Here is a 25191-nt window from a genome sequence, read left to right on the forward strand (position 1 = left end):
CAACGCTCAATTCCACCATGAAGGAATCCGTGCTGGTGCTACATGGTCCGTGCGGGCGATCCTCGGTGCATGCGTCCCCTCCACATCGCCCTGGCCGCCCTGGTGGCCGCCGTCTGGGGTGTCAATTTCGTCGTCATCGAGATCGGCCTCGGGCACTTCCCGCCGCTGCTCTTCTCCGCCCTGCGCTTTCTGGTCGCCGCGCTGCCCGCGGTCTTCTTCGTCGGCCGGCCCAAGGTCGCCTGGAAGTGGATCGTGGGTGTCGGGCTCGTCCTCGGAGTGGCGAAGTTCGGTCTGCTCTTCATCGGCATGGACCGAGGCATGCCCGCCGGCCTCTCCTCCCTGGTGCTCCAGGTCCAGGCGGTCTTCACGGCCCTCTTCGCGGCACTCGCGCTGGGCGAACGTCCCGGAAGAACGCGCATATTGGGGATGGGGGTGGCGCTGGCGGGCATCGGCGTGGCGGCGGTCGACGAGGGCGCGAGCGGGCCCGTGCTCGCCTTCGTCCTGGTGATCGCGGCGGCGGCCTGCTGGGGGGTGTCCAATGTGCTCACCCGCAAGGCCGCGCCGCCCGACTCCCTCAACTTCATGGTCTGGGTCTCGACCGTCCCCGTGCTCCCGCTGCTCGGCCTCTCCCTCCTCTTCGAGGGCTGGGACCGCGATGCCGACGCGTTGTCCGCGCTCGACTGGAGCGGCGTCGGAATCATCGTCTACGTCGCCTGGATCACCACCGTCTTCGGCTTCGGGGCCTGGGGCTTCCTGCTGCGCCACCACCCGGCATCGTCGGTGGCCCCGTTCACCCTGCTCGTCCCGGTCTTCGGGATGTCCTCGGCCGCGCTGTTCCTCGGCGAGTCGGTGAGCCCGCTGCGGTGGTGCGCGGCGGCGCTGCTGGTGGGCGGGGTGGCCCTGACATCGCTGGCGGGGGCGCGCCGGACCCGCGCCGCGGTACCGGAGGTGTTGGAAGAGGTACCGGAACCGGAGCAGGGGCCGGAGCGGGAACCGGAACCGGAGCAGGGGTCGGAGAGGGAACCGGAACCGGAACCGGAACCGGAACCGGAACCGGAACCGCGGCCAAAGGCGCGGGTCTGAACGCGACCGTGACTGGGGATGCGGCCGTGACTGCGACTGCAACTGCGGCCGTGACCGCGTCCGCTGCTGCAGCCATGGCCGCGTCCGCGTCCGCCTACGACTTGAGCGCCCCCAGCCGCAGCAGATGCTCCCGTCCCGCGTCGAGCAGCCCCGGCAGCTCCGCCGCCCCCGGGTGCCACCGCTTCTCGTACTCCCAGCAGACCCAGCTGTCCGGGTCCAGCGTGTCCAGGCAGTCCCGCAGGGGCAGCACCCCGGCGCCCAGCGCCAACGGTTCGGTGTCCTGGGCCGAGGCGATGTCCTTCACCTGTACGTAGGCCAGGTGCGGGGCCAGCACGGCGTGGCTGGCGGCCGGTTCCTCGCCCGCCAGCCAGGTGTGCATGATGTCCCACAGCGCGCCGACCTGCCGGTGTCCGACCGTTCCGACGATCCGGGCCACGTCGGCGCCCGCCCGGTGCGAGTCATGGGTTTCGAGCAGGATGCGTACGCCCTGGTCGGCGGCGTGCGGAGCGGCGGCGCCCAGCCGTCGGGCGGCGGTCGCGTCGGCCGCGGCGGGGTCCTGGTCACCGCCGCCCGGGAAGACCCGGACGTGCTGCGCACCCAGGTCGTGGGCCAGCTCCACCAGTCCGGCGAGTTCGTCCAGCACGGGCCGGTCGTCCCCCTCGGCCGCGGCCCGGACATACCCGGCGACGGTCAGGATGTCGACGCCGCCCTTCCTGAACTCCTCGACGACGTGGGCCCGTTCGGGTGCCGAAAGACCGGGATGCACCGGTTCCTCGGGGTGGGCGCGCAGTTCCACCCCCTGATAGCCGTGCTCGGCGGCGAGCCGGACGACATCGGCCATCGGCATCCCCGGCACTCCGAGGGTCGAGAAGGCGAGCTTCATGTGCGTGTTCCTTCCGTCGGTACGTGCCACCGCCCCGCGCGGACCGGACGGTGGCCGGCACATCATGACGCCGGGTCCCGCCCTGCCGGTACCCCCGGCCCCGGGGTGCGGCCTCACACCGCCCGCGGCGGCGCCGTCGACCCCCGCACCATCAGCTCGGCCGCGATCGTCGCGATGCCGCCCGGCGGCGGCGCCTCCTTGCCCATCGCCAGCCGCCCCGCCCGCGCGCCCGCCTCGAAGAGCGGCAGCCGTACGGTCGTCAGCGCCGGGACCGCGTCCACCGAGAACGGCAGATCGTCGAACCCCGCCACCGAGACGTCCTCGGGGATGCGCAGGCCCCGGTCCCGGATCGCCGCACCGGCACCCAGCGCCACCGTGTCGTTGGCGGCGACGACGGCCGTCACCTCGGGCTCGCGGCGCAGGAGTTCGAGGGTGGCGTCGTAGCCGGAGCGGCGGTCGTAGGGGCCGTGGACGGTGAGCCGCTCCTGGTCGTACGCGTGCGCCGGACTCCCCTCCGTACCCCGTCCGTCGCCGACGAGCCCCGCCGCCCTCATCGCTTCGCGGTGACCTTCGAGCCGGTGACGGGTCGTCGTACGCTCCAGCGGGCCCGCGACATAGCCGATCCGTCGGTGGCCGAGCGAGAGCAGATGCTCGGTGAGGCGCCGCCCGCCGCCGCGGTTGTCGAAGGCGAGCGCGGCCACGACGGCCTCGCTGTCCGGCAGCGGGGGCCGCCCGCACAGCACCACCCGGGTGCCCGCGTCCGCGAGTTTCGCCAGCTTGGCGGAGACCGCCGCCTGGTGCACCGGATCCTCCACGGCGCCGCCGGTCAGGACGACGGCGGCGGCGCGCTGGCGCTGGAGGAGGGTGAGATAGGTCAGCTCGCGCTCGGGGGAGCCGCCGGTGTTGCAGACGACGGCGAGCTTCTCGCCGCCCGCCCGGCCCGAACCGTCCCCCGGCCCGCCGATCTCCGTCTGCGCCGCCCCCGCCATGATCCCGAAGAACGGGTCGGCGATGTCGTTGACCAGGATGCCGACCAGGTCGGACGCGGCCGCGGCCAGTGAGCTCGCGGGGCCGTTGAGCACGTAGTCCAGGTCGTCCACCGCACGCAGCACCCGCTCCCGGGTGGACGCGGCCACCGGGTAGTTGCCGTTCAGCACGCGGGAGACGGTGGCCGGGGACACCCGGGCGCGGGCCGCCACATCAGCCAGGGTGACTGTCATCGCTTTCCTCCGAGGAGTGCCGGGGGGTGAGAGGAGTGAGAGAGGTTGCCGGCGCGCCCCCTCTTGTCCGGGCCGCTGTCGGCAGGCTAGCGTCATCTCCGATAGAAAGCGCTTGCTATGAGGGTATGGAGGAACTTTCGTGACACGCAGGACAGTGCGCATCGCCATGAACGGCGTCACGGGTCGCATGGGATACCGGCAGCACCTGGTGCGCTCGATCCTCGCCATCCGTGAGCAGGGCGGCCTCGACCTCGGCGACGGCGACGTGCTGTGGCCCGAGCCCGTCCTGGTCGGCCGCCGCGCGCACGCGCTGGAGGAGCTCGCCGCCCGGCACGGCCTGACCGAGTGGTCGACCGACCTCGACGCGGTCCTCGCCGACGAGACCATCGACATCTACTTCGACGCCCAGGTCACCTCGGCCCGCGTCGAGGCGATCAAGAAGGCGATCGCCGCGGGCAAGCACATCTACACCGAGAAGCCCACCGCCACGGACGTCGAGGGCGCCCTGGAACTGGCCCGGCTGGCCCGTGACGCCGGGATCAAGCACGGCGTCGTCCAGGACAAGATCTTCCTGCCGGGCCTGCTGAAGCTGAAGCGCCTCATCGACGGCGGCTTCTTCGGCGAGATCCTCTCCGTGCGCGGCGAGTTCGGCTACTGGGTCTTCGAGGGCGACTGGCAGGACGCCCAGCGCCCGTCGTGGAACTACCGTGCCGAGGACGGCGGCGGCATCGTCGTCGACATGTTCCCGCACTGGGAGTACGTGCTCCACGAGCTGTTCGGCCGGGTCTCCACCGTCCAGGCGCACGTCCAGACGCACATCCCGCAGCGCTGGGACGAGCAGGGCAAGCCGTACGCCGCCACCGCCGACGACGCCGCGTACGGCATCTTCCAGCTGGAGAGCGGCGCCGTCGCGCAGATCAACTCCTCCTGGACGGTCCGCGTCAACCGCGACGAACTCGTCGAGTTCCAGGTCGACGGAACGAGCGGCTCCGCCGTCGCCGGACTCCGCAACTGCCGCGTCCAGCACCGCTCGGCCACCCCCAAGCCGGTCTGGAACCCGGACCTCCCGGTCACCGAACCGTTCCGCGACCAGTGGCAGGAGGTCCCCGACAACGCCGTCTTCGACAACGGCTTCAAGGCCCAATGGGAGCTCTTCCTGCGCCACATCGCGCTCGACGAGCCGTACACCTGGGACCTGATGGCCGGCGCCCGCGGAGTGCAGCTCGCCGAACTGGGGCTGAAGTCCTCCGCCGAGGGCCGCCGCCTCGACGTGCCGGAGCTGACGCTGTGACGAGCCACCCGGCTCACGGGGCAACGAAGTTGATCCCTTGACCGGCCACCTCGCGTACGGGACGTCGGAGGCGATCCCGTGACCATCCACCCCGCGTACGGAGTATCGGAGCCGACCCCGTGACCATCCACCTCCCGCAGGGCCCGTACGAGCCCCGCACCACCCCGCTCGACCTCGCCCCCGGCGGCGCACCGCTCGCCTCCCGTACGGTCTTCTCCGCCGCCCATGTCGTCGCCGACCCGTTCGCGGACATCAGCCCCGACGCACCGGCCGCCGTCGACTGGGACGCCACCCTCGCCTTCCGCCGCCATCTCTGGTCGCACGGTCTCGGCGTCGCCGAGGCGATGGACACCGCCCAGCGCGGCATGGGTCTGGACTGGGCGGGCGCGGCCGAACTGATCCGCCGCTCCGCCGCCGAGGCCAGGGCGGTCGGCGGTCGTATCGCCTGCGGCGTCGGCACCGACCAGCTCCCCGCCGGACCCGCCTCGCTCGCCGAGGTGCGGTCCGCGTACGAGGAGCAGCTCACCCTCGTCGAGGAGAGCGGCGCCCAGGCGATCCTGATGGCCTCCCGCGCGCTCGCCGCCGCGGCGAAGGGGCCGGAGGACTACCTGGAGACGTACGCGCACCTGCTGCGCCAGGCCTCCGCACCGGTCGTCCTGCACTGGCTCGGCCCGATGTTCGACCCGGCGCTGGAAGGCTACTGGGGCTCCGCGGATCTGGACGCCGCCACCGACACGTTCCTGAAGGTCATCGCCGAGCACCCGGACAAGGTCGACGGGATCAAGATCTCGCTCCTGGACGCCGAGCGCGAGATCGACGTACGCCGCCGCCTGCCCGGCGGGGTCCGCTGCTACACCGGCGACGACTTCAACTACCCCGAGCTGATCGCGGGCGACGACCGGGGCTTCAGCCACGCCCTGCTCGGCATCTTCGACCCGCTGGGCCCGCTGGCCGCACACGCGGTACGCGTCCTGGACACCGGCGACACCCAGGGCTTCCGCGACCTCCTCGACCCGACGGTCGAGCTGTCCCGCCACCTCTTCCGGACCCCGACCCGCTTCTACAAGACGGGTGTGGTGTTCCTCGCCTGGCTCGCCGGGCACCAGGACCACTTCACGATGGTCGGCGGCCTGCAGTCCGCCCGCTCGCTGCCGCATCTGGCGAAGGCGTACGAACTCGCCGACCGGCTGGGCCTGTTCCCCGATCCGGAACTGGCCGCATCCCGGATGCGCGCCCTGCTCACGGTCAACGGAGGTACCCGATGAGCGACGGCCGTCTCTCCATCAACCAGGAGACCGTCAAGCAGTGGTCGCTGCCCGAACTGGCCGAGGGCTGCGTCAAGGCGGGCATCGACAAGGTGGGCCTGTGGCGGGCGCCGGTGCAGGAGTACGGCATCGAGCGCACCGCCCGCCTGCTCGCCGACTCCGGCCTCCTTGTCACCAGCCTCTGCCGGGGCGGCTTCTTCACCGCCCTCGACCCGGCGGAACGGGCCCGCGCCCTGGACGACAACCGCGCCGCGATCGACGAGGCGGCGGCTCTGCCCACCGACACCCTGGTCCTCGTCTCCGGCGGCCTCCCGGCAGGCAGCAAGGACCTGCGCGGCGCCCGCGAACGCATCGCCGACGCCCTGGGGCAACTCGCGCCGTACGCGGCCGAGCGCGGCGTTCGTCTCGCGATCGAACCGCTGCACCCGATGTTCGCCTCGGACCGCTGCGTCGTCTCCACGCTCTCCCAGGCCCTGGACATCGCGGAACACTTCCCCGCCGACCAGGTAGGGGTGGTCGTCGACACGTACCACATCTGGTGGGACGACCAGGCGCCCGCCCAGATCGCCCGCGCGGGCGCGGCCGGCCGCATCCACTCCTTCCAGCTGGCCGACTGGATCACCCCGCTCCCGGCGGGCGTCCTGCTCGGCCGGGGGCAACTGGGCGACGGAGCCGTGGACTTCCGCGCGTTCCGTTCGCTGGTCGAGGCCACCGGCTTCGACGGCCCGATCGAGGTGGAGATCTTCAACGAGGGCCTCTGGGCCCGCGACGGCGCCGAAGTCCTCGCCGAGGTCGCGTCCCGCTACGTCGAACACGCCTGCTGAAAGGGCCTTTTTGCCACCAAGGTAAAGAGATCGTCAAGAGGTGCAACCGTTCGGCACCCCGCCGAGTCATATCTGTCGTCGGGCGCTTCCGGGGAGGGATCCGGGGGGATTCGGGAAGCCCTGACGGAGGGGGAAAGCGAGGGGGGTCCGGTCATCTGACCGGGCCCCATTCGGCTGTTCCGACCCCATCCCACCCTGTGCGTCCACTGCGCCCGGCACATGGTCCGGCGCACCGCCCCGGAGCCCGGCCGGACCCGTCGCGAACCGACCACACCGCCCGGCGTGCACTGTTCCCGTGACCGTAACGAGGCGGCTGCGCGCCATGAACGCCTCAGGCGGAGAACCCGTCCTGCCCGACGGCGGCGACGATGCCATGCTTGCGGCGGCCGGTCAGCGGAAGAGGTCGAGGAACCCGTTCACCCAGATCCCGACGAACACGATCGCCAGGAGCGCGCAGCCCACGGCAGCCAGGGACCGCCGCAACGACCCGGCCTCCGGCGCGTCGCCCCGCACCTTGGCGAGGGTGTCCCACGTGACCGGGTGGCCGAGGGCCTTGGAGGCTGCGGTCCGAACGGTTGCCAACTGCTCCTCGACGAAGGGGGAGTCGGCCGCCGATTCCGGGCCTTGCCAGGCCAGGGCGCGCATCCGGCGCACCGGGTCGCCGTACCTCTTCTCGAAAGCGGCGACCTCGTCCGGGAGCCTGTCCTCTTCGAGGTACGTCCAACGGCCGGCCTCGGCCGGGTCGCCGTACATCCGGTAGATGTCGGCCAGGCGTCGGCGCGGAGCCGGGTAGTGCGGGTAGGACGAGACCAGTCCGCGCAGCCGTTGGCGCGCCATGGGTACGCGTCCCGCCGCGAGATCCGCGTCGACGCGCTCCAGTGTCTCCTTCAGTGCCATGCGTACATCATCGGATTTACCCGCCGGCGTGTGTAAGCGAATTTCAAGGTGTCCCGGGGAGCGGTCGGTTGCGGCTTCGGTCGAGGGTCGGGAATGCGCTCGACGTGACCGTGGACGGTCCGACGACGAGGGCGCACAAGCGCAGAGGGAGGTGGTCGGTGCGATGCCAGGGCGGCAGGACTTCCCGCATCGACTCGCGACGCATCGCGTCGCGCTGCCCAGAGACGTTCCTGGCGCACGTCCGTGACAGCGCGGCGGCAGCCCCGGTGATCACTGCCGCTGTCAGTCCCTCGTGCCAGGCTGTCGCCCATGAGCACTCCCGACCGCGTCATGCCACCCCTGGACGCCGATGAGCGGACTTCCCTGGCGAGCTGGCTGGACTTCTACCGCACCACCCTTGCCCAGAAGTGCGACGGCCTCGACGACGAGCGGTTGCGTGAGGCATCCGTGGAGCCCTCGCCGATCAGCCTGCTCGGCCTTGTCCAGCACATGGCGGAGGTCGAGCGGAACTGGTTCCGCCGGGTCCTGGTTCAGGAGGACGCGCCGCCGATCTTCACCCCCGACGCCGAACCGTCGGGGCACGACGGCGGGTTCGACCTCGTCGAGGGGGTCGGCTACGAAGAGGCGCTGTCGATCTGGCGGGCCGAGGTGGAGCGGGCCAGGGCGAACTGCGCCGCCCGGTCGCTCGACGACACCAGCCCGTTCATGGGCGGGCAGGTCACCCTGCGCTGGATCTACACGCACATGATCGGTGAGTACGCCCGCCACTGCGGGCACGCCGACCTCGTCCGCGAGCGCATCGACGGCCGGACGGGGGTCTGAATGCCGGCCTGACCGGCCGGGAGAAGCTGCCCGACGTGCCGGACGTGGTGAAGGTGGACTATGTGAAGCCGTACTGAAGCGGCGGTCCGGCCGGTCGCGGCGTGAGTGGGCGAGGAGGCGTGATGCGAACCAGCGACGAGATCTATCACCGGGTCCGCTGGGATCCGTGGTTCGACCCGGCCCGGTTCGTGCTGGGGATCAGCCAGCGCGGGGATGCCTGCAAACGCATCCCGCTGCCTTCATTCGTGCCCGGGGGCGACATCCCGTGGCACCGGGTGGTGTTCATCGAGGCGGACGGCGAAGTGGTCTGGGACCGGGCCACGGGCGTGGACCGCATCGATGCGTCGGGCGCCGGCCGGGTGCGGGACCCGCAGACGGACCCGAGCTTCGATACGAGCTCCGGCATGGGCGATCCTGTCGGCATCCTCGACGTGCCCCCGACGGCCCGCACTGCGGTGGCCTGGATCCCGCCTGCGGAGCTGTGGCCGCCGATCCAGGACATCCGCCGGGATTACGATCCGCAGATCCACCGATGGCCGCCGCACGTCAATGTGCTCTTCGGCTTCGTGCCGGAGTCCGACTTCGAGCGGGCCGCCCCGCTGCTTGCCGCGGCGACGGCCGAGACGCCGGTCTTCACCGCCCGGCTGGACGGGGTGCGCACCTTCCGGCACAGGGCGTACTCCACCGTGTGGCTCGACCCGACGGCAGCCGGCCAGGCGCCGTGGGCCGACCTGCACCGCCTGCTGCAGCAGCGGTTCCCGCGCTGCAGCGGGCCCGCCGAGAACTTCACCCCACATCTGTCCCTGGGCCGGACCCGGGATCCGCGGCGAGTCACCGCCGACTGTGTCACCCGGCTCGACACCATGGCGGCGACAGTCTGGGAACTCGTCCTGCTCTCACGCAGGGGCGACGAGCCGATGCGGCCACGGGCCACGGTCGCCCTGGGAACGGGCGAGGTCCGGCGGCTGCCCGCGCCCGGCCTCGGAGCGCCGGGCCCGGAGGACACGGCGTGGCTCTCCGGGATCACCGACAGATGAGGCCATGGCCGGCTGGGGCAGAGCGCCGCCGGACAGCAGCTTCCCAAGGCGTTCCGACAACGCGGCGAGGCGCCGTAGCTGTCGTCGTGCGCCCGCCAGGGATTACGGGACGGCCGCGACGCACCGCAACTCCGGGCTGAACCGGGCCGGCAGGCGGATGTCCGCCACCAGTTACCAGACCCGTGGCACGGCTGCCTCGACATGGACAACACTGTGCACGCTCGGACCATCGGCGGATGCCAAGGCGTCCTCCTCGCACCGGAGTTGCTGATCATTCCGATCCTGGACCCTGGTCGCAACAGGCCCTGGCCCGGATGTTTTCCCGGCGGTCCGGGCAGCGCCGCTCAGGCGCCGTCACCACAGGAAACGGGCGGCCTCCGAGGCCGGGGATGCGTTGTCGGTGGGAACCGATAGCGTCGGACCATGTCCAACATGGCCGTCCTCGAAGGTGTGCTGGAGCGGATACCACATCACCAAACCAACGTGACCTGCGTCACGAGGGGGTGAGATCCTCTCTTGGGGAGACGCTGGGAGACGGCACTCCTGCCGCTGTACACGCGGACTGCGGTTGGTTCTCCATGGCCAGTTCCCTGACGGTGACCGCAGGCTTTGGCTTGCCGTCCAGTGCGACCTCGAAGGCGAAGCACCCCGTCACAGATGTCTCGCTGGTGAGGAATACTCCCGGCCCGATGCCCAGCAGTTCTGCCGTCACCACGAGATCAGGGCCCTGCCGCTCGATGCTGACCAGGCCCTGAGCCGGCTTTCCCCGTGGGAAAATCCGAGCGATCTCGCTGTCGTCCAGCACACCGTCGGCCGCTGCCTCGACGAGCCTCTCCTGCCGAGTCTCAGCAGCACTCCGCACACCAGCGCGGGCCTTTCCCTCGGCGCGGTCATCCGCCGTGGCCGCCCAGACCCACAGTCCGATGAAGCACACAAGAAGCAGCACGAGCACAGCCAGACAACCGTTGAACAGGCATCCCCCGGCCGTTCTGCTGCGCACCCCGTCGCGTCTCCCCATGGCCCGAGCATGCCGGTGCCCGGACGGGCCAGGGGGTCACGAGTCCAAGCCGTTACTCACTCCACGTCTGCCCGAAACCACTCGCCCCGAGCTCGAACGATTCAGGAAGGGTCGCCGCTGTGCCCGAAGATGAGCGCGGCGTTGACCGTGCCGAGATGGTATGGGCATGAGAAGTAGATCTTGCGCTTCCTGAACAGGCCGCGCGAGGTGGATGTCCGGTGTGTGGCGCCGGCCGGGCTGTTCGTGAGATTCCTGACGTCAGCGTGTACGAAGGTGCAGCCGATGGCGTCGCAGGGAGGTGGGCCATCCGGTCCGGGTCGATCAGGTACCAGCCCATGGACAGCACGTCGCGGGGTGTGATTCGAGACGTCCTCATGTCCTGAGGTGACATGAGGACGATTTCCTGGGTGACGGCTGTGCGGCCGTGGGTGAGCTCTTGGCTGGGCGGACCTATTCACGGAGCGAAGCCTCGCGGAACATGATCGAGTCCGCTCTGTCGGTGGCGGGCGATAGCCTCCCAGGGACTGCGGATACCGGATGAGCAGGTGGGGCTGTGCCCAGTAGAGGAGCTGACGCCAAGCGGGGCGGCCGCGAAGGTGTTTGCGAAGTGACTGGTGTCCTTGAGCGCATCACGTACGCCAACGAGGAGAACGGGTACACGGTCGCGCGCGTCGACACGGGGCGTGGTGCCAACGATCTGCTGACCGTGGTCGGTTCGCTGCTCGGTGCGCAACCCGGTGAATCGCTGCGCATGGAAGGGCGCTGGGGTTCGCACTCGCAGTACGGCAAGCAGTTCGTCGTCGAGAACTACACGACGATTCTCCCCGCCACCATCCAGGGCATCCGCCGCTATCTCGGCTCCGGCCTGATCAAGGGCATCGGCCCGGTCATGGCGGACCGGATCACCACGCACTTCGGCGTCGACACCCTCGACATCATCGAGCAGGAGCCGAAGCGGCTGGTGGAGGTCCCCGGGCTCGGGCCGAAGCGGACGAAGATGATCGCCGCCGCCTGGGAGGAGCAGAAGGCGATCAAGGAGGTGATGGTCTTCCTCCAGGGTGTCGGTGTCTCCACCTCCATCGCCGTCCGTATCTACAAGAAGTACGAGGACGCCTCGATCTCCGTGGTGAAGAACCAGCCCTACCGGCTGGCCGCCGACGTCTGGGGCATCGGCTTCCTCACCGCCGACAAGATCGCCCAGGCCGTCGGCATCCCGCACGACAGCCCGGAGCGGGTCAAGGCCGGTCTGCAGTACGCGCTGTCGCAATCCACCGACCAGGGGCACTGCTTCCTCCCCGAGGAGCGGCTGATCGCCGACGGCGTGAAGCTGCTCCAGGTCGATACGGGGCTGGTCATCGAGTGCCTCGCCGAACTGGCCGAGGACCCGGAGGGCGTCGTACGGGAGAAGGTGCCGTCGCCCGAGGGCGGCGAACTGGTCACGGCGATCTACCTCGTGCCGTTCCACCGTGCCGAAGTCGCCCTCGCCGCTCAGGTGCAGCGGCTGCTGCGGACGCCGGAGGAGCGGATGCCGGCCTTCGCGGACGTGGACTGGGACAAGGCGCTGGCCTGGCTCGCCACGCGTACGGGGGCGAATCTGGCCCCCGAGCAGAAGGCCGCGGTACGGCTCGCGCTCAGTCGCAAGGTCGCCGTCCTGACCGGGGGGCCCGGCTGCGGGAAGTCGTTCACCGTCCGGTCCATCGTGGAGCTGGCCCGCGCCAAGAAGGCCAAGGTGGTGCTGGCCGCGCCCACCGGTCGGGCGGCCAAGCGGCTCTCCGAGCTGACCGGCGCCGAGGCCTCGACCGTGCACCGGCTGCTGGAGCTCAAGCCGGGGGGTGACGCGGCGTACGACCGGGACCGCCCGCTGGACGCCGACCTCGTCGTCGTCGACGAGGCCTCGATGCTGGATCTGCTGCTCGCGAACAAACTGCTGAAGGCGGTGGCACCCGGTGCCCACCTCCTGCTCGTCGGGGACGTCGACCAGCTGCCGTCGGTCGGCGCGGGGGAGGTGTTGCGCGATCTGCTGGCCGAGGGCGGCCCCGTGCCGGCGGTCCGGCTGACCACGATCTTCCGCCAGGCCCAGCAGTCCGGGGTCGTCACCAACGCCCACCGGATCAACTCCGGCGTACCGCCTCTCACTCAGGGCCTCAAGGACTTCTTCCTCTTCGTGGAGGACGAGACGGAGGACGCGGGCGTACTCGCGGTGGATGTCGCCGCCCGCCGCATTCCGGCCAAGTTCGGGCTGGACGCGCGGCGTGACGTACAGGTCCTCGCCCCGATGCACCGCGGCCCGGCCGGCGCGGGCACGCTCAACGGACTCCTCCAGCAGGCCATCACTCCGGGGCGGCCGAACCTGCCCGAGAAGCGGTTCGGCGGCCGGGTCTTCCGGGTCGGCGACAAGGTCACCCAGATCCGCAACAACTACGACAAGGGGGAGAACGGCGTCTTCAACGGCACGGTCGGCGTCGTCACCGCCCTTGACCTGGACGAACAGAAGCTGACGGTCCTCACGGACGAGGACGAGGAGATCTCCTACGACTTCGACGAGCTGGACGAGCTGGCCCACGCGTACGCCATGACGATCCACCGCTCCCAGGGCAGCGAGTACCCGGCCGTCGTCATCCCCGTCACCAAGAGCGCCTGGATGATGCTTCAGCGGAACCTGCTGTACACCGCCGTCACCAGGGCCAAGAAGCTCGTCGTGCTGGTCGGCTCACGGCAGGCGATCGGCCAGGCGGTCCGCACGGTTTCCGCAGGCAGGCGCTGTACGGCGCTGGATTACCGGCTGTCAGGGGGGCAGGGCGGAGGATCCCCGGAAAAAAATGATCGATCAAATCGGTGGGAAACATCACGGAGGCCTTCCGGAACCGGATTCGAGGGGGCAGGATGAGTAAGCTCGCGGCACTCAGTGCCGCGAGTAGGTCCAATGGACGACCCCGAGTGCACTCTCCTGAGCCAAATGGGGGAGGGTGGAGACAGTCAGGGAACCTCAAAGAAGAGGCACTACGTCGGTGAGGGATGACGTGAGCGACAACTCTGTAGTACTGCGGTACGGCGACGGCGAGTACACCTACCCGGTGATCGACAGCACCGTCGGCGACAAGGGCTTCGACATCGGGAAGCTTCGGTCCAATACCGGTCTTGTGACGCTGGACAGCGGATATGGCAACACCGCAGCCTATAAATCCGCCATCACCTACCTCGACGGTGAGCAGGGCATCCTGCGCTACCGCGGTTACCCCATCGAGCAGCTCGCCGAGCGCTCGACGTTCCTTGAGGTCGCGTACACCCTCATCAACGGCGAGCTTCCCAAGGTCGACGAGCTGTCGGCCTTCAAGAACGAGATCACCCAGCACACGCTGCTGCACGAGGACGTCAAGCGGTTCTTCGACGGCTTCCCGCGCGACGCCCACCCGATGGCCATGCTGTCCTCGGTCGTCAGCGCGCTGTCCACGTTCTACCAGGACAGCCACAACCCGTTCGACGAGGAGCAGCGCCACCTCTCGACGATCCGGCTGCTGGCCAAGCTGCCGACGATCGCCGCGTACGCGTACAAGAAGTCGATCGGCCACCCCTTCGTCTACCCGCGCAACGACCTCGGGTACGTCGAGAACTTCCTGCGCATGACCTTCTCGGTCCCCGCCCAGGAGTACGACCTGGACCCGGTCGTCGTCTCCGCGCTCGACAAGCTGCTCATCCTGCACGCGGACCACGAGCAGAACTGTTCGACCTCCACCGTGCGTCTGGTCGGCTCCTCGCAGGCGAACATGTTCGCCTCGATCTCCGCCGGTATCTCGGCGCTGTGGGGTCCGCTGCACGGTGGCGCCAACCAGTCGGTGCTGGAGATGCTCGAAGGCATCCAGGCCAACGGCGGCGACGTCGACTCCTTCATCCGCAAGGTGAAGAACAAGGAGGACGGCGTCCGGCTGATGGGCTTCGGACACCGCGTCTACAAGTCCTTCGACCCGCGCGCCAAGATCATCAAGGCCGCGGCCCACGACGTGCTGTCCGCGCTCGGCAAGTCCGACGAGCTGCTCGACATCGCGCTGAAGCTGGAGGAGCACGCGCTCTCCGACGAGTACTTCGTCTCGCGCAACCTCTACCCCAACGTGGACTTCTACACGGGTCTGATCTACCGGGCCATGGGCTTCCCGACCGAGATGTTCACCGTGCTCTTCGCGCTCGGCCGGCTTCCCGGCTGGATCGCCCAGTGGCACGAGATGATCAAGGAGCCGGGTTCCCGTATCGGCCGCCCGCGTCAGATCTACACCGGCGAGGTCCTGCGCGACTTCGTCCCGGTCGAGGGCCGCTGACCTCGTACCACCCCGCACTGCCCCGGCCGCCGAGGCCGGTTGTCTTCGCCCCGTGTACCGCGCCTTCGCACAGAGCGCGGTGTCCGGGGCGATTTGCATGCCCGGCTCTGCCGTGTTTGCGCGGTCGGCCCGCACGCCCCGGTCGGACCTGCGCGCCTCCCCGGCCCCGTACGCGCCGGGCGGACCTGTGCACGCCCCCGGCTCCGTACACCCGTGGACCTGCGCGCCTGCTGCCGCTCCCTGAGGCTCCCCGCTCGCCCCTCCCCGCGTCCCCGCGTCCCCGGTCCTGCCGGGGCGGACAGCGAGAAGCGCCCCGCCATCGATCCCCCCACGGGCCGACAGCGAGGCGCTTCCCATATCCCGGAGCGGATTCCCCCCACGGGATCCGGCCGGGCGTCTGTGGGAGCCGAAGCTCCTGGGCGTTCCTCACCCACTGCGAACTGCGCTCTTCACTTGTACTTCCAGTGCGGTCCGCCGGGGTACGTACGCACGGGAGGGCCGCTCAAAGCTCCCCGGTGCACGTGCCCCGGCCAACGCTTGCCCGAAGCATCCCCCAAGACACTTCGACGGACATCCCCCAAGACATCCTTGGCATCGCACTCTAAGACTCGCGAACCCGCCAGATGGTTACCCTGAAACCGGTGTGATCTAAATCTCTTTGTGGAAGTTACGTGAAGGCGCGCAACCGCAGGCTGTTCGTCACGACGAAGACCGATGAGAAGGCCATCGCCGCTCCCGCAATCATAGGGTTGAGCAGGCCAAATGCCGCAAGGGGTAGGGCAGCAACGTTATAACCGAATGCCCAGAACAGGTTGCCCCTGATGGTGGCCAGGGTGCGCCGGGAGAGCCGGATCGCGTCTGCCGCCACCTTGAGATCTCCACGAACGAGGGTGAGATCGCTCGCCTGGATCGCGGCGTCCGTACCGGTCCCCATCGCCAGGCCGAGGTCGGCGGTGGCAAGGGCGGCCGCGTCGTTGACCCCGTCACCGACCATGGCGACGGAGCGCCCCCGGGCCCGGAGCCGCTCGATGACGTGGACCTTCTCCTCGGGCAGAACCCCGGCGTGGACCTCGTCGATCCCGACGGCGTGGGCCACGGCGTCCGCCACGGCCCGGTTGTCGCCGGTCAGCAGAACGGGACGGAGTCCGAGCGCGCGCAGTTCGGCGACGGCCGACGCGCTGGACTCCTTGACCGCGTCGGCGACGGCGAGGACGCCGCGCGCCTGCCCGTCCCAGGCGACCGCGATCGCGGTACGGCCACGGGCCGCCGCGTCGGCCACGGCGCCGGACAGGCTGTCGGGGACATCGATGCCCGCGTCGGCGAGCAGCTGCGGACGGCCGACCAGCACTTGGTGCCCGTCGACCGTGCCGCGCACGCCGAGCCCCGCGATGTTGGCGAAGTCCTCGGGGGTGGGGAGGGGGCCGCCGGTGCGTTCGGCCGCGCCGGCGGCGACGGCGCGGGCGACGGGGTGCTCGGAGGAGTGTTCCAGCGCTCCGGCCAGCCGCAGCAGCCGGTTCTCATCGGTGCCGGGCACGGGCCGGACGTCCTGCAGGGTCATCCGGCCGGTGGTGACGGTGCCGGTCTTGTCGAGGACGATCGTGTCGATGCGATGCGTGGCCTCCAGGACCTCCGGTCCCTTGATCAGGATCCCGAGCTGGGCGCCACGTCCCGTGCCGACCATGAGGGCGGTGGGAGTGGCGAGGCCGAGGGCGCAGGGGCAGGCGATGATCAGTACGGCCACGGCGGCGGTGAAGGCGGCGGTCACGTCGTCCGTGATGAGCAGCCATGCGATCAGGGTGGCCAGGGCGAGCACCAGCACCACGGGGACGAAGACCGCGGAGATCCGGTCGGCGAGGCGCTGCACCTCGGCCTTGCCGTTCTGGGCGTCCTCGACGAGCTTCGCCATCCGTGCCAGCTGGGTGTCGGCGCCGACCCGGGTCGCCGCCACGACGAGCCGGCCCGAGGTGTTCACGGTGGCCCCGGTGACGGGGTCGCCCACGCCCACGTCGACCGGCACGGACTCGCCGGTGAGCATGGACGCGTCCACGGCGGAGACGCCCCCGACGACGGTCCCGTCGGTGGCGATCTTCTCGCCGGGACGGACGACGAAACGGTCGCCCACGGCGAGCCGGGCGACGGGGATGCGTACCTCCGTACCGCCCCGCAGGACGGTGACGTCCTTCGCGCCCAGGTGCATCAGCGCGCGCAGCGCGGAACCGGCCTTCCGCTTGGACTTCGCCTCCAGATAGCGGCCCAGCAGGATGAAGGTGACGACGCCGGCGGCGACCTCCAGATAGATGGTGGAGGAGGCTCCGGCGCGCGAGACGGTGAAGTCGAAGCCGTGCCGCATCCCGGTCATGCCCGCGTCACCGAAGAACAGCGCCCACAGGGACCAGCCGAAGGCGGCGAGGGTTCCGACCGAGACCAGGGTGTCCATGGTGGCCGCGCCGTGCCGGAGATTGGTCCAGGTGGCGCGGTGGAAGGGCAGCCCGCCCCAGACGACCACGGGGGCGGCGAGGGTGAGGGAGAGCCACTGCCAGTTGTCGAACTGGAGGGCCGGGACCATCGCGAGCACCACGACGGGGAGGGCGAGGAGGGCCGACACGAGCAGGCGTTGCCGCAGTGCGGCGAGGGCGAGGGCCGCGCTCCGTTCGGCGGGGTCGGTGCTCGGCTCGGAGAGGTCGGCGGCGACTGCGGTTTCGACTCCGACTCCGCCGCCGGTGCCTGCCTCAACGTCGGCCTGGACGTCGCTGCCGGTGGCGGTCGGGTTCTCGGCGGTTCGGGCGGCTCGGGTGTTGCCGCTGCGTGGGCTGCCGTCCTCGGGCATGTCCGCCACGGTGTCCGTGCGTGTGACCGGCGCGCCGCCCGAAGTGGCCGACACCGGCATGGCGGCCGACGCGGGCGTGGCCTGCGGCGGGGCGGGAGGCGCCGGGTCGGGACGGTGTACGGGCTGCGCCGTGTATCCGGTCTTCTCGACCGTGGTGATCAGATCCGCGAGGGCGATCCCGGGACCGAAGGAGACGCGGGCCTTCTCGGTCGCGTAATTGACGGTGGCGGTGACGCCGTCCATCCGATTGAGCTTCTTCTCGACGCGGGCCGCGCAGGAGGCGCAGGTCATCCCACCGATCGCGAGTTCGGTCCGAGAACTCCCCGCTGTCGGGGTCCCGGCATCTGTGGCGCTGTGCATGTCCGAACTCCTGTAACGCCGACCGGGCCGTACCCCACCAGTATCTACTGGTCGGTCCGGCCCGGCGATAAAGGGGGGTGATACGGGTGATACGGCCGATTCGGCGTATCTGGTGTATCTGGTGTATCGGGCGTGTCCCGATGGCGTTCAGGCCTGACCGGCGAGCTCGTAGCCGGCCTCGTCGACCGCGGCGCGCACGGCGTCCTCGGCCAGCGGGGCCCGGGAGGTCACGGTCACCTGGCCGGTGGAGGCGACGGCCTTCACCGCGGTGACCCCCTCGATGCCGGAGATCTCCTCGGAGACGGCGCCTTCGCAGTGCCCACAGGTCATGCCGGACACCTGGTAGACGGTGGTCACGCCGTCCGCCGCCCGGTCGCCGGTGTCCGCGCTGTCGTGGCAGGAACCGCTGGGCGAGCAGCAGGAGCCGGTGGCCTGGGGGAGCTGGGTCTCGGTGGTCATGGTGTTCTCCTCTTCGACGAGTACAAAAGGGTGTGGTGTCGGGGTCCGGGAGGCCCGGTGTGCCCGACGCTCATCACACTATACCCCTAGGGGGTATGAATGCGAGCGCCCCGCTCTCCCTTGCGAGCGCCCCCTTGTCTGCTGCGCGCGCTCCGCGCCAGTGATCGCAGCCAGGCCAGTGCGACGAGCGTGATCACGACGAGACCGCCCACCGAGAACAGCGTGAACAGATGCTGCTGCTCCTCGGTGGGGGCCGGGATGTACCCCTGCGCGAAGAGCGCGCGGCTCAGGCCGGTGTCGGTGACCCGGGCGACCAGCCAGATCGCGATGCCGTGCATCGAGTCCCAGAGCGAGTGCAGCACGGCGACGCCGAGGTAGGTGGCGATCACGGGGGCGGCGAAGTGGAAGCGCCCGTTCGGTCTCCGGAAGGAGAGCAGGACTCCACCGGCGATCGCCGTCCAGAGGCCGTGCCCGAACGGTGCGAGCACCCCGCGCAGTACCTCGGTCTCCAGCAGGGCGCGCAGATCGATGCCCTTCATGGTGACGGCGGCGTTGAAGGCGTAGCCCGCGCTCTCGAAGGCGGCGAACCCGAATCCGACCGTCGCGCCGAGCACCAGTCCGGCTCGCATGCCGTGGATGTGGGTGTGGCGGCGGAGTACGAACATCAGCGCCGCGAGCTTCACGGCCTCCTCGATCAGCCCGACGCCCAGGAACATCCAGAGCGACGGATTGACTAGGTAGTACTCCATGACGGAGGCGCCGAGCACGCCCAGGATTCCGCCCGTCAGGAAGCACCCGAGGATGAGGTTCACCCCGAGGTCGCGACCCTGCCGTTCGTACGCCCACAGGACGAAGGCGGCCGGGACCAGGAAGCTGCCGAGCAGGATGAGGGTCGGCAGCAGGGTGGTGTTCTGGGTGGCGTACGTGACGATCGCGGTCAGGATCCAGAGGGCTATGCCGCCCCACAGGCACCGTTTCCAGAGTCCGGGGCGCGGCTGCGGTGGCTCCGGTGGGGCCTGGGGGTGCGGTGAAGTGGGCCCTGGCTTCCGGTCGGAAGGGGTGGCAGGTGACGGGTTGCCGGGATCGGTGTGCCAGTTCACGCGTACTCCCTATACATATCTCCTAATTTGTCCGAATCTTATGGGGTGTGGGGTTATCGGGCATTCGGGGGAGTCGGGAGCGGGGCGTCACCGACCAGCGGCTCCAGGTAGCGGAGCAGCGCGGTCTTCAACTCCCTGGCGTACGCGTCCCGCTCCTCGCCCTCGTGAGCCATGATCAGGTCGAGCCCGCCCTTGAAGAGGATGAAGATCATGTTGGCGATGCGGGTGATCTGGGCGGGCGGAGTGTCCGGCAGGTAGCCGCCGAGGATCGTTTCGACGCGGTTGAGCATGGTCATGTGCAGTGCGTCGTGCCCCTGGGTGATCATTCCGGGCATCTCCGAGCCGTGCATCAGGACGTTGAACGCCGGGTTCTCGCAGTTGAAGGTGATCAGCGGGTCGAGGATGGCGTCCAGCATCCGGTCCAGCGGGAGCGTCAGGTGGTCGGGAAGGAACGCGGCGCCGTACGTCTCCCGCCAGCGGTGGAGGAGTTGGTCGCCGAGCTCGACGGCGATGGCCTCCTTGTTGGGGAAGAACTGGTAGAGCGTGCCCGGCGAGACACCGGCTTCGCGAGCGATGGCGTTGGTGCTCGCGGCGGTGTAGCCGGTGGTGCAGAAGACGCTGGCCGCCGCTTTGAGGAGCTGGGCGATACGGGCTTCACCGCGGGCCTGGCGGCGGCGGGGGCGGGGGGCGCCGGCGGTCGTTTCGGCGCCCTCTGCGATGGCTGCTTCCGCGGTCGCTCCGGGGGGTGCGGTGGAGGCGCCGCCCGTGTCGACTCCGGTGGTCCTGGCGCCTCTGGCGCCTCCGGCATCCCGTGAATCTCCGGCGTCCCGTGAACCTCCGAAGCCTTTCGCGTTCCTGGAGCCTCCGCCGTCCCTCGCGTCCTTGGCGCCTCCGGCGTCCTTCGTGCCTCCGGTGTGCCTCGCTCTGGCCTCCGACACGGTCCATCCCCAGCTTTCATGGCGCGGTTGACAAACGCGAGTGGTCGCTCGCATTCTTGATGAAACGCGAGCGATGACTCGTGTTTGCCAGTCTAATCGGCAACGACTGATCCATGCTGCCCTGCGCCGCCGCCCCGCGTGGCCGCCGCACGCCGTCGGATCCGGGGGGAAGGGGACACCGCGCCATGCCTGAAGTGAACGGTCCGCAGCGTCTGGGGGGCTGGACGCGACTCGTCACCGCGCGACCACGGCTCGCGCTGCTCGCGGCCCTGGCGATCACGATGCTCGCCGTGTTCGCCGGCAGTGGGGTGGCCGGCCGGATGGGCAGTGGGGGGTGGGAGGCACCGGACGCCGAATCGACCTATACGACCAAGGCGCTGGAGCGCGAATTCCCCGCGTCCCAGCCGAATCTGCTGTTGCTCGTGGACAGTGGCGGCACATCGGTCGACGATCCCGCGGTGGCCGCCGAGGCGGCCCGGCTGACCGAGCGGCTGACCGGCGAGAAGGGCATCACCGGTGTCGGCTCGTACTGGCAGACCAAGTCACCCGCACTGCGTGCCGAGGACGGGCGGGAGGCGTTGATCGCCGCCCGGATCGAGGGTGACGACAAGGCGACGGGCGAGGTCCTGGACCGGATAGCTCCCGCCTACCGGGGCGTACACGGGCCGGTGGAAGTCTCGGTCGGTGGCCCGGTCGCCGTTCGGCACGAGATGCAGACGATCATCCAGGAAGACCTGCTGCGGGCCGAGATGATCGCCCTGCCGGTGACACTCGTGCTGCTGGTCATGGTCTTCGGCAGTGCGATCGCCGCCCTGCTGCCGCTCGGTGTGGGCATCGTCGCGATCCTGGGGACCAATGCCGTGCTGCGCGGCATCACCGAATTCACCGATGTCTCGGTCTTCGCCCAGAACCTCACCACCGCCCTCGGCCTCGGCCTGGCCATCGACTACGCGCTGTTCATCGTGCGCCGGTTCAGGGAGGAGCTCTCGGCCGGGGCGGACACCCGGGAGGCCGTCGGGGCGACGCTGCGCACCGCAGGCCGCACGGTGCTGTTCTCCGCGCTGACCGTCGCGGTTTCGCTCGCCGCGATGCTGGTCTTCCCGCAGTACTTCCTGCGCTCGTTCGCCTACGCGGGGATCGCCGTGGTGCTGCTGGCGGCCGCCGCCGCGCTCGTGCTGCTCCCGGCCGCCCTGATGCTGCTCGGACCACGGGTGAACTCCCTGGATCTGCGCCGGCTGCTGCGACGTGGTGACGGGCGCGCGAGCGGGCGCTCGGTCGAGGGCACCGGCGGAGTCGTGCGAGGGCGTCCGGGCGGACATGACGAGCCGTCCGAATCCGCCGCACCGGCCGAGGCCGGGTCCGGCCGCGGGTGGGGCCGGTTCGCGGCCCTGGTGATGCGTCGGGCGCCGGTCTTCGCCGCCGCCACCGCTGTGGGACTCGTCCTGCTCGGGCTGCCGTTCCTCGGGGTGAAGTTCGGTACGGCGGACGATCGCCAGCTGCCCGCGTCCGCCGAATCGCATGTCGTGCAGCAGCACATTCGGGACGGATTCCCAGGCAGTCCGGGCGGCGGCCTCGAAGTGCTCGCGGAGGGTGCGGCGACGCCGGCCCAGTACGGCGAATACCGCAACAGGATCGCCGGACTTCCCGGTGTGCTGCGGGTCGACGGACCGGTCACTGCGGGGCGGTTCGGCTACTTCAGTGTGCTGCCCGAGGGCGAGGCCGTGGGCGAGGAGACCCAACGGCTCGTCCAGGACCTCCGGGCCGCGCCCGCCCCCTTTGACACCTCGGTGACGGGCACGGCGGCCGTCCTGGTCGATTCCAAGCACGCCATCGCCGACCGGCTGCCCTGGGCGGTGGGCATCATCGTCGTGGTGACGCTGCTCCTGGTCTTCCTGCTCACCGGGAGTGTGCTGATCCCCCTTCAGGCGGTCGTACTCAACGCGCTGAGTCTCACGGCGATGTTCGGAGCGGTCGTCTGGGTCTTCCAGGACGGGCATCTGTCCGGGCTGCTCTCCTTCACCAGCACGGGGGACATAGAGACGACACTGCCCGTGCTCATGTTCTGCGTCGCCTTCGGACTCTCCATGGACTACGGGGTCTTCCTGCTCTCCCGGATCAAGGAGGAGTACGACCGCACCGGGGACCACGAGCGGTCGGTGACCTTCGGGTTGCGGCACACCGGCGGGCTGATCACCGCGGCAGCCGTGATCCTGGCGGTGGTGATGGTCGCCATCGGCACATCACGGGTGGCCAACACCAAAATGCTGGGCCTCGGCATCGCCCTGGCCGTGCTGATGGACGCCATGGTCGTGCGCAGCCTGCTGGTTCCTTCCGTGATGAAGCTGATGGGCAGGGTCACCTGGTGGGCGCCCGCCCCGCTGCGGGCCTTCCACCGGCGGTTCGGCCTGAGCGAGGGGGAGTCCGTGCCGGTTCCGGCCGAGGAGATATCGAAGGACGCCCCGGAGCGGGACAGGGTCACCAGCGGAGCGTAGATTCGCCCGGCTGCCCGGCTGCCCGGCTGCCCGGCTGCCCGGCTGCCCGGCTGCCCGGCTGCCCGTGGCCCAAGTGAGCGGCCAGAGGGCGGAGATCCTCGCCGGCCACGGCATGTCCGCGCACACATAGCAGCCGCTGATGAACATGGTCCTGGCAGGGGGTCCTGGCAGCGGGTCCTGGCATGGGGCCTCCCGTCCAACCCCGCCCCATCCCGGCCGACCTCCCGGCACGCCTCATTCCGGCCTCCCGCCCAGCCCCGGCGAAGGAGCGGGAGTCCCGTGCGGCGGCGGGTGGGGACCGCTCGCCGTACGGGACCGGAGGCGTCAGTGACCGCGCCCTCGGTTGCCGGGTCTTGAGGCGACCCAGGCGCGGATGGTGTCCGCGTACCAGTAGGGCTTGCCGCCCTCCACATGGTCGGGCGACGGGAGGAGACCGTGTTTGCGGTAGGAGCGGACGGTGTCCGGCTGCACCCGGATGTGCGCGGCAATGTCCTTGTAGGACCAGAGTCTTCTGTCCGTCATAAGTGACACCTCTCTGCACCGCGGCGGCAGCCGGGGGAGGCCGCCAGGGGGAGCCGCGGTACGGACGCTGACGATCACTCAGTCAGTGTCCGGTGCAACGAAAGGGAGTGAGTTCCGGAGAGGGGGTGTCGAGCGCCTGTGACGGAAGTCCCGCGTACTGAAGACACATGTGACGAGGGTGGGATCTCTGTGACAGAAGAAGTACTTGGTGTTCGAAGGGATGACGAGAGAGGGGCCGGGCGTGTGGAGTTACGCCGGCGGATAGGGGAGAGGGGTGGTGCGAGTCGGTCCCGCGTGCTGGAGCGCCGACCAGGTGGCCGGGGTGACCAGGCCGTTCGGTGCGAGCGGCGGGTGGTCCGCCTGGAAGCGCTGTACGGCGAGGAGGGTCTGCGGTCCGAACGTTCCGTCGAGCGCGGACCACGGCAGATAGTGGCGGTTGGCCAGCACGCACTGCACCTGGGAGACCCGCTCGCCGCGCGCCCCGAAGAAGGTCGGTCCGTCACCGTCGTAGAAGGCGCAGACGGGGCTGGAGCCGGGCGGGGGCGGCGGGTTGTGCACGTCGGCGCAGGCGGCGTCCGGGGCTGTGGCGAGGGCTGCGGCCAGGGCGACAGCGGCCAGGGCCGAGGCCCCGGCCGTCCTGCGGAACGACAGCATCTTTCGGATCACGGTGAGTTGCTCCTCGTGCGGTGGTGGGGCGTGCGGCGGCGGGCGCGGCCGGGACCGCGAACCGGCGCCTCATCGAGCACAACACCGCGCACCGTCACTACGTCACTTCCCTGGCCCCTTCGGCGTGTCCGGGACCTGGCGGGGGTCAGCGGCGCGCGGGGCACCGCAGGAGCGGAGGAACTCGCGGGTGCGGCGGGCGATGGGGAGGGGCTTGTCGGGCGGGCACGGATACATGTCCTGCTCGACGATGGCGAAGAGGTCCACGTCCAGTTTGCGGGCGGCGGCGAGTACGGGTTCCAGTGCGGGTACCCCGCCCGGCGGTTCGCACATCACGCCGCGCGCCACGGCCGGCCCGAACGGCACCTCGTGCGCCACGACTTCGGCCAGGATCTCCGGGTCGACCTGCTTGAGGTGCAGATAGCCGATCCGTTCGCCGTAGGTCTCGATCAGCTTGACGCTGTCGCCGTCGCAGTAGGCGTAGTGGCCGGTGTCGAGGCAGAGCGAGACCAGGTCGGGATCGGTGGCGTCGAGGAAGCGGCTGACGTTCTCCTCGCTGTCGATGTGCGTGTCGGCATGGGGATGGACGACGATGCGCAGCCCGAAGCGGTCCCGTACCTCGCGGGCCAGCCGTTCCGTCTGGGTGGTGAGGTCGCGCCACTGCTCCGCGGTGAGGCTGCGGTCCTCCAGGACCTCGCCCGTCCTGTCGTCGCGCCAGAACGACGGGATGACCACCAGATGCCCTGCACCCATCGCCCGGGTGAGTGCCGCGATGTCGGCGACATGCGCCCAGGTCCGGTCCCAGACGGCCGGTCCATGGTGCAATCCGGTGAAAACGGTCCCGGCCGAGACCGTGAGTCCGCGGCGGCCGGTCTCGTCGGCGAGGCGGGCAGGGTCGGTCGGGAGGTAGCCGTACGGGCCGAGCTCGATCCACTCGTAACCCGCCGCGGAGACTTCGTCGAGGAAGCGCTGCCAGGGCACTTGCCGGGGATCGTCGGGGAACCACACCCCCCACGAGTCGGGTGCCGAACCGATACGGATACGGGCCGGAGCCAATGCGGAGGAGGTCATGCCGTCCAGCCTCCCGGCCCCGGGGGCGAGTGTCAATCATTCGTCCTTATGTCCGGACAAACCATTGACAGGGTTCCGGGGGAGGGCTAGACCTGGGAGCAGCCGCCCC

At 70.1% G+C, this 25191-nt stretch carries 20 protein-coding genes; 9 read left to right on the top strand and 11 right to left on the bottom strand.

The features are described 5' to 3' along the window. Window positions 1-69 precede the first annotated feature (69 nt). Window positions 70-1083 (top strand): EamA family transporter, encoded by a 1014-nt coding sequence (locus tag ACZ68L_RS08795; protein ID WP_469575385.1) that lies wholly within the window; start codon window positions 70-72, stop codon window positions 1081-1083. Between the two features lie 94 nt (window positions 1084-1177). Here the strand turns inward: ACZ68L_RS08795 and ACZ68L_RS08800 are convergent, their stop codons facing one another. Continuing rightward, window positions 1178-1966 (bottom strand): sugar phosphate isomerase/epimerase family protein, encoded by a 789-nt coding sequence (locus ACZ68L_RS08800; protein ID WP_469575387.1) that lies wholly within the window; start codon window positions 1964-1966, stop codon window positions 1178-1180. A gap of 113 nt (window positions 1967-2079) precedes the next feature. After that, on the bottom strand, window positions 2080-3186 hold the full coding sequence (locus ACZ68L_RS08805; RefSeq protein ID WP_469575389.1) for a LacI family DNA-binding transcriptional regulator: 1107 nt from the start codon (window positions 3184-3186) through the stop codon (window positions 2080-2082). Between the two features lie 139 nt (window positions 3187-3325). Between ACZ68L_RS08805 and ACZ68L_RS08810 the strand changes: the two genes are divergently transcribed. The 3 genes from ACZ68L_RS08810 (at window position 3326) to ACZ68L_RS08820 (ending at window position 6566) form a co-directional block, all read left to right on the top strand. After that, window positions 3326-4477: a Gfo/Idh/MocA family protein gene (locus ACZ68L_RS08810; protein ID WP_469575390.1), complete on the top strand. Its 1152-nt coding sequence runs from the start codon at window positions 3326-3328 to the stop codon at window positions 4475-4477. Between the two features lie 119 nt (window positions 4478-4596). Then, window positions 4597-5742, top strand: coding sequence for a dihydrodipicolinate synthase family protein (locus tag ACZ68L_RS08815; RefSeq protein WP_469575392.1), 1146 nt, complete (start codon window positions 4597-4599; stop codon window positions 5740-5742). After that, entirely contained in the window at window positions 5739-6566 is an 828-nt protein-coding gene (locus ACZ68L_RS08820; RefSeq protein ID WP_469575393.1) for a sugar phosphate isomerase/epimerase family protein, read from the top strand. The genes ACZ68L_RS08815 and ACZ68L_RS08820 overlap by 4 nt, the downstream gene beginning before the upstream one ends. Before the next feature lie 390 nt (window positions 6567-6956). On the opposite strand, the gene ACZ68L_RS08825 is transcribed toward ACZ68L_RS08820, so the two are convergent. Then, window positions 6957-7463 carry a DUF6584 family protein gene (locus tag ACZ68L_RS08825; protein ID WP_469575394.1) on the bottom strand — a complete coding sequence of 169 codons (507 nt, stop codon included), beginning with the start codon at window positions 7461-7463 and terminating at the stop codon, window positions 6957-6959. Between the two features lie 309 nt (window positions 7464-7772). Between ACZ68L_RS08825 and ACZ68L_RS08830 the strand changes: the two genes are divergently transcribed. Next, complete coding sequence (locus ACZ68L_RS08830; RefSeq protein ID WP_469575395.1) at window positions 7773-8285, top strand: DinB family protein; 513 nt, start codon at window positions 7773-7775, stop codon at window positions 8283-8285. A 122-nt stretch (window positions 8286-8407) separates the two neighbouring features. Then, on the top strand, window positions 8408-9322 hold the full coding sequence (locus ACZ68L_RS08835; RefSeq protein WP_469575397.1) for an RNA repair domain-containing protein: 915 nt from the start codon (window positions 8408-8410) through the stop codon (window positions 9320-9322). 493 nt (window positions 9323-9815) lie between these two features. On the opposite strand, the gene ACZ68L_RS08840 is transcribed toward ACZ68L_RS08835, so the two are convergent. Then, window positions 9816-10340, bottom strand: a complete 525-nt coding sequence (locus ACZ68L_RS08840) for a hypothetical protein (protein WP_469575399.1) — start codon at window positions 10338-10340, stop codon at window positions 9816-9818. Window positions 10341-10947: 607 nt separating this feature from the next. Here ACZ68L_RS08840 and recD2 point away from each other — a divergent pair. Continuing rightward, window positions 10948-13227: an SF1B family DNA helicase RecD2 gene (gene recD2, locus ACZ68L_RS08845; RefSeq protein ID WP_469575401.1), complete on the top strand. Its 2280-nt coding sequence runs from the start codon at window positions 10948-10950 to the stop codon at window positions 13225-13227. A 133-nt stretch (window positions 13228-13360) separates the two neighbouring features. Then, on the top strand, window positions 13361-14650 hold the full coding sequence (locus ACZ68L_RS08850) for a citrate synthase (protein WP_469575402.1): 1290 nt from the start codon (window positions 13361-13363) through the stop codon (window positions 14648-14650). Between the two features lie 667 nt (window positions 14651-15317). Here the strand turns inward: ACZ68L_RS08850 and ACZ68L_RS08855 are convergent. The 4 genes from ACZ68L_RS08855 to ACZ68L_RS08870 form a co-directional block, all read right to left on the bottom strand. Further along, window positions 15318-17837 (bottom strand): heavy metal translocating P-type ATPase, encoded by a 2520-nt coding sequence (locus ACZ68L_RS08855; protein WP_469575403.1) that lies wholly within the window; start codon window positions 17835-17837, stop codon window positions 15318-15320. Window positions 17838-17984: 147 nt separating this feature from the next. Further along, window positions 17985-18296, bottom strand: a complete 312-nt coding sequence (locus tag ACZ68L_RS08860) for a heavy-metal-associated domain-containing protein (protein ID WP_469575406.1) — start codon at window positions 18294-18296, stop codon at window positions 17985-17987. A gap of 86 nt (window positions 18297-18382) precedes the next feature. After that, window positions 18383-19396, bottom strand: a complete 1014-nt coding sequence (locus tag ACZ68L_RS08865) for a PrsW family intramembrane metalloprotease (protein ID WP_469575408.1) — start codon at window positions 19394-19396, stop codon at window positions 18383-18385. Between the two features lie 53 nt (window positions 19397-19449). Beyond that, window positions 19450-20115, bottom strand: a complete 666-nt coding sequence (locus ACZ68L_RS08870) for a TetR/AcrR family transcriptional regulator (RefSeq protein WP_469575873.1) — start codon at window positions 20113-20115, stop codon at window positions 19450-19452. Between the two features lie 404 nt (window positions 20116-20519). Between ACZ68L_RS08870 and ACZ68L_RS08875 the strand changes: the two genes are divergently transcribed. Continuing rightward, window positions 20520-22826, top strand: coding sequence for an MMPL family transporter (locus ACZ68L_RS08875; protein ID WP_469575410.1), 2307 nt, complete (start codon window positions 20520-20522; stop codon window positions 22824-22826). Between the two features lie 324 nt (window positions 22827-23150). Here ACZ68L_RS08875 and ACZ68L_RS08880 read toward each other — a convergent pair whose 3' ends face one another. From ACZ68L_RS08880 to ACZ68L_RS08890, 3 genes are all read right to left on the bottom strand, one after another. Then, window positions 23151-23348, bottom strand: a complete 198-nt coding sequence (locus ACZ68L_RS08880) for a helix-turn-helix transcriptional regulator (protein WP_469575412.1) — start codon at window positions 23346-23348, stop codon at window positions 23151-23153. A 249-nt stretch (window positions 23349-23597) separates the two neighbouring features. After that, window positions 23598-24014 (bottom strand): peptidoglycan-binding domain-containing protein, encoded by a 417-nt coding sequence (locus ACZ68L_RS08885; RefSeq protein ID WP_469575413.1) that lies wholly within the window; start codon window positions 24012-24014, stop codon window positions 23598-23600. A gap of 102 nt (window positions 24015-24116) precedes the next feature. After that, the gene (locus tag ACZ68L_RS08890; RefSeq protein WP_469575414.1) at window positions 24117-25082 is read right to left on the bottom strand and encodes a sugar phosphate isomerase/epimerase family protein; all 966 of its coding nucleotides are present in this window, start codon (window positions 25080-25082) and stop codon (window positions 24117-24119) included. Window positions 25083-25191 lie beyond the last annotated feature (109 nt).

The organism is Streptomyces sp. NPDC104309 (assembly GCF_055584025.1).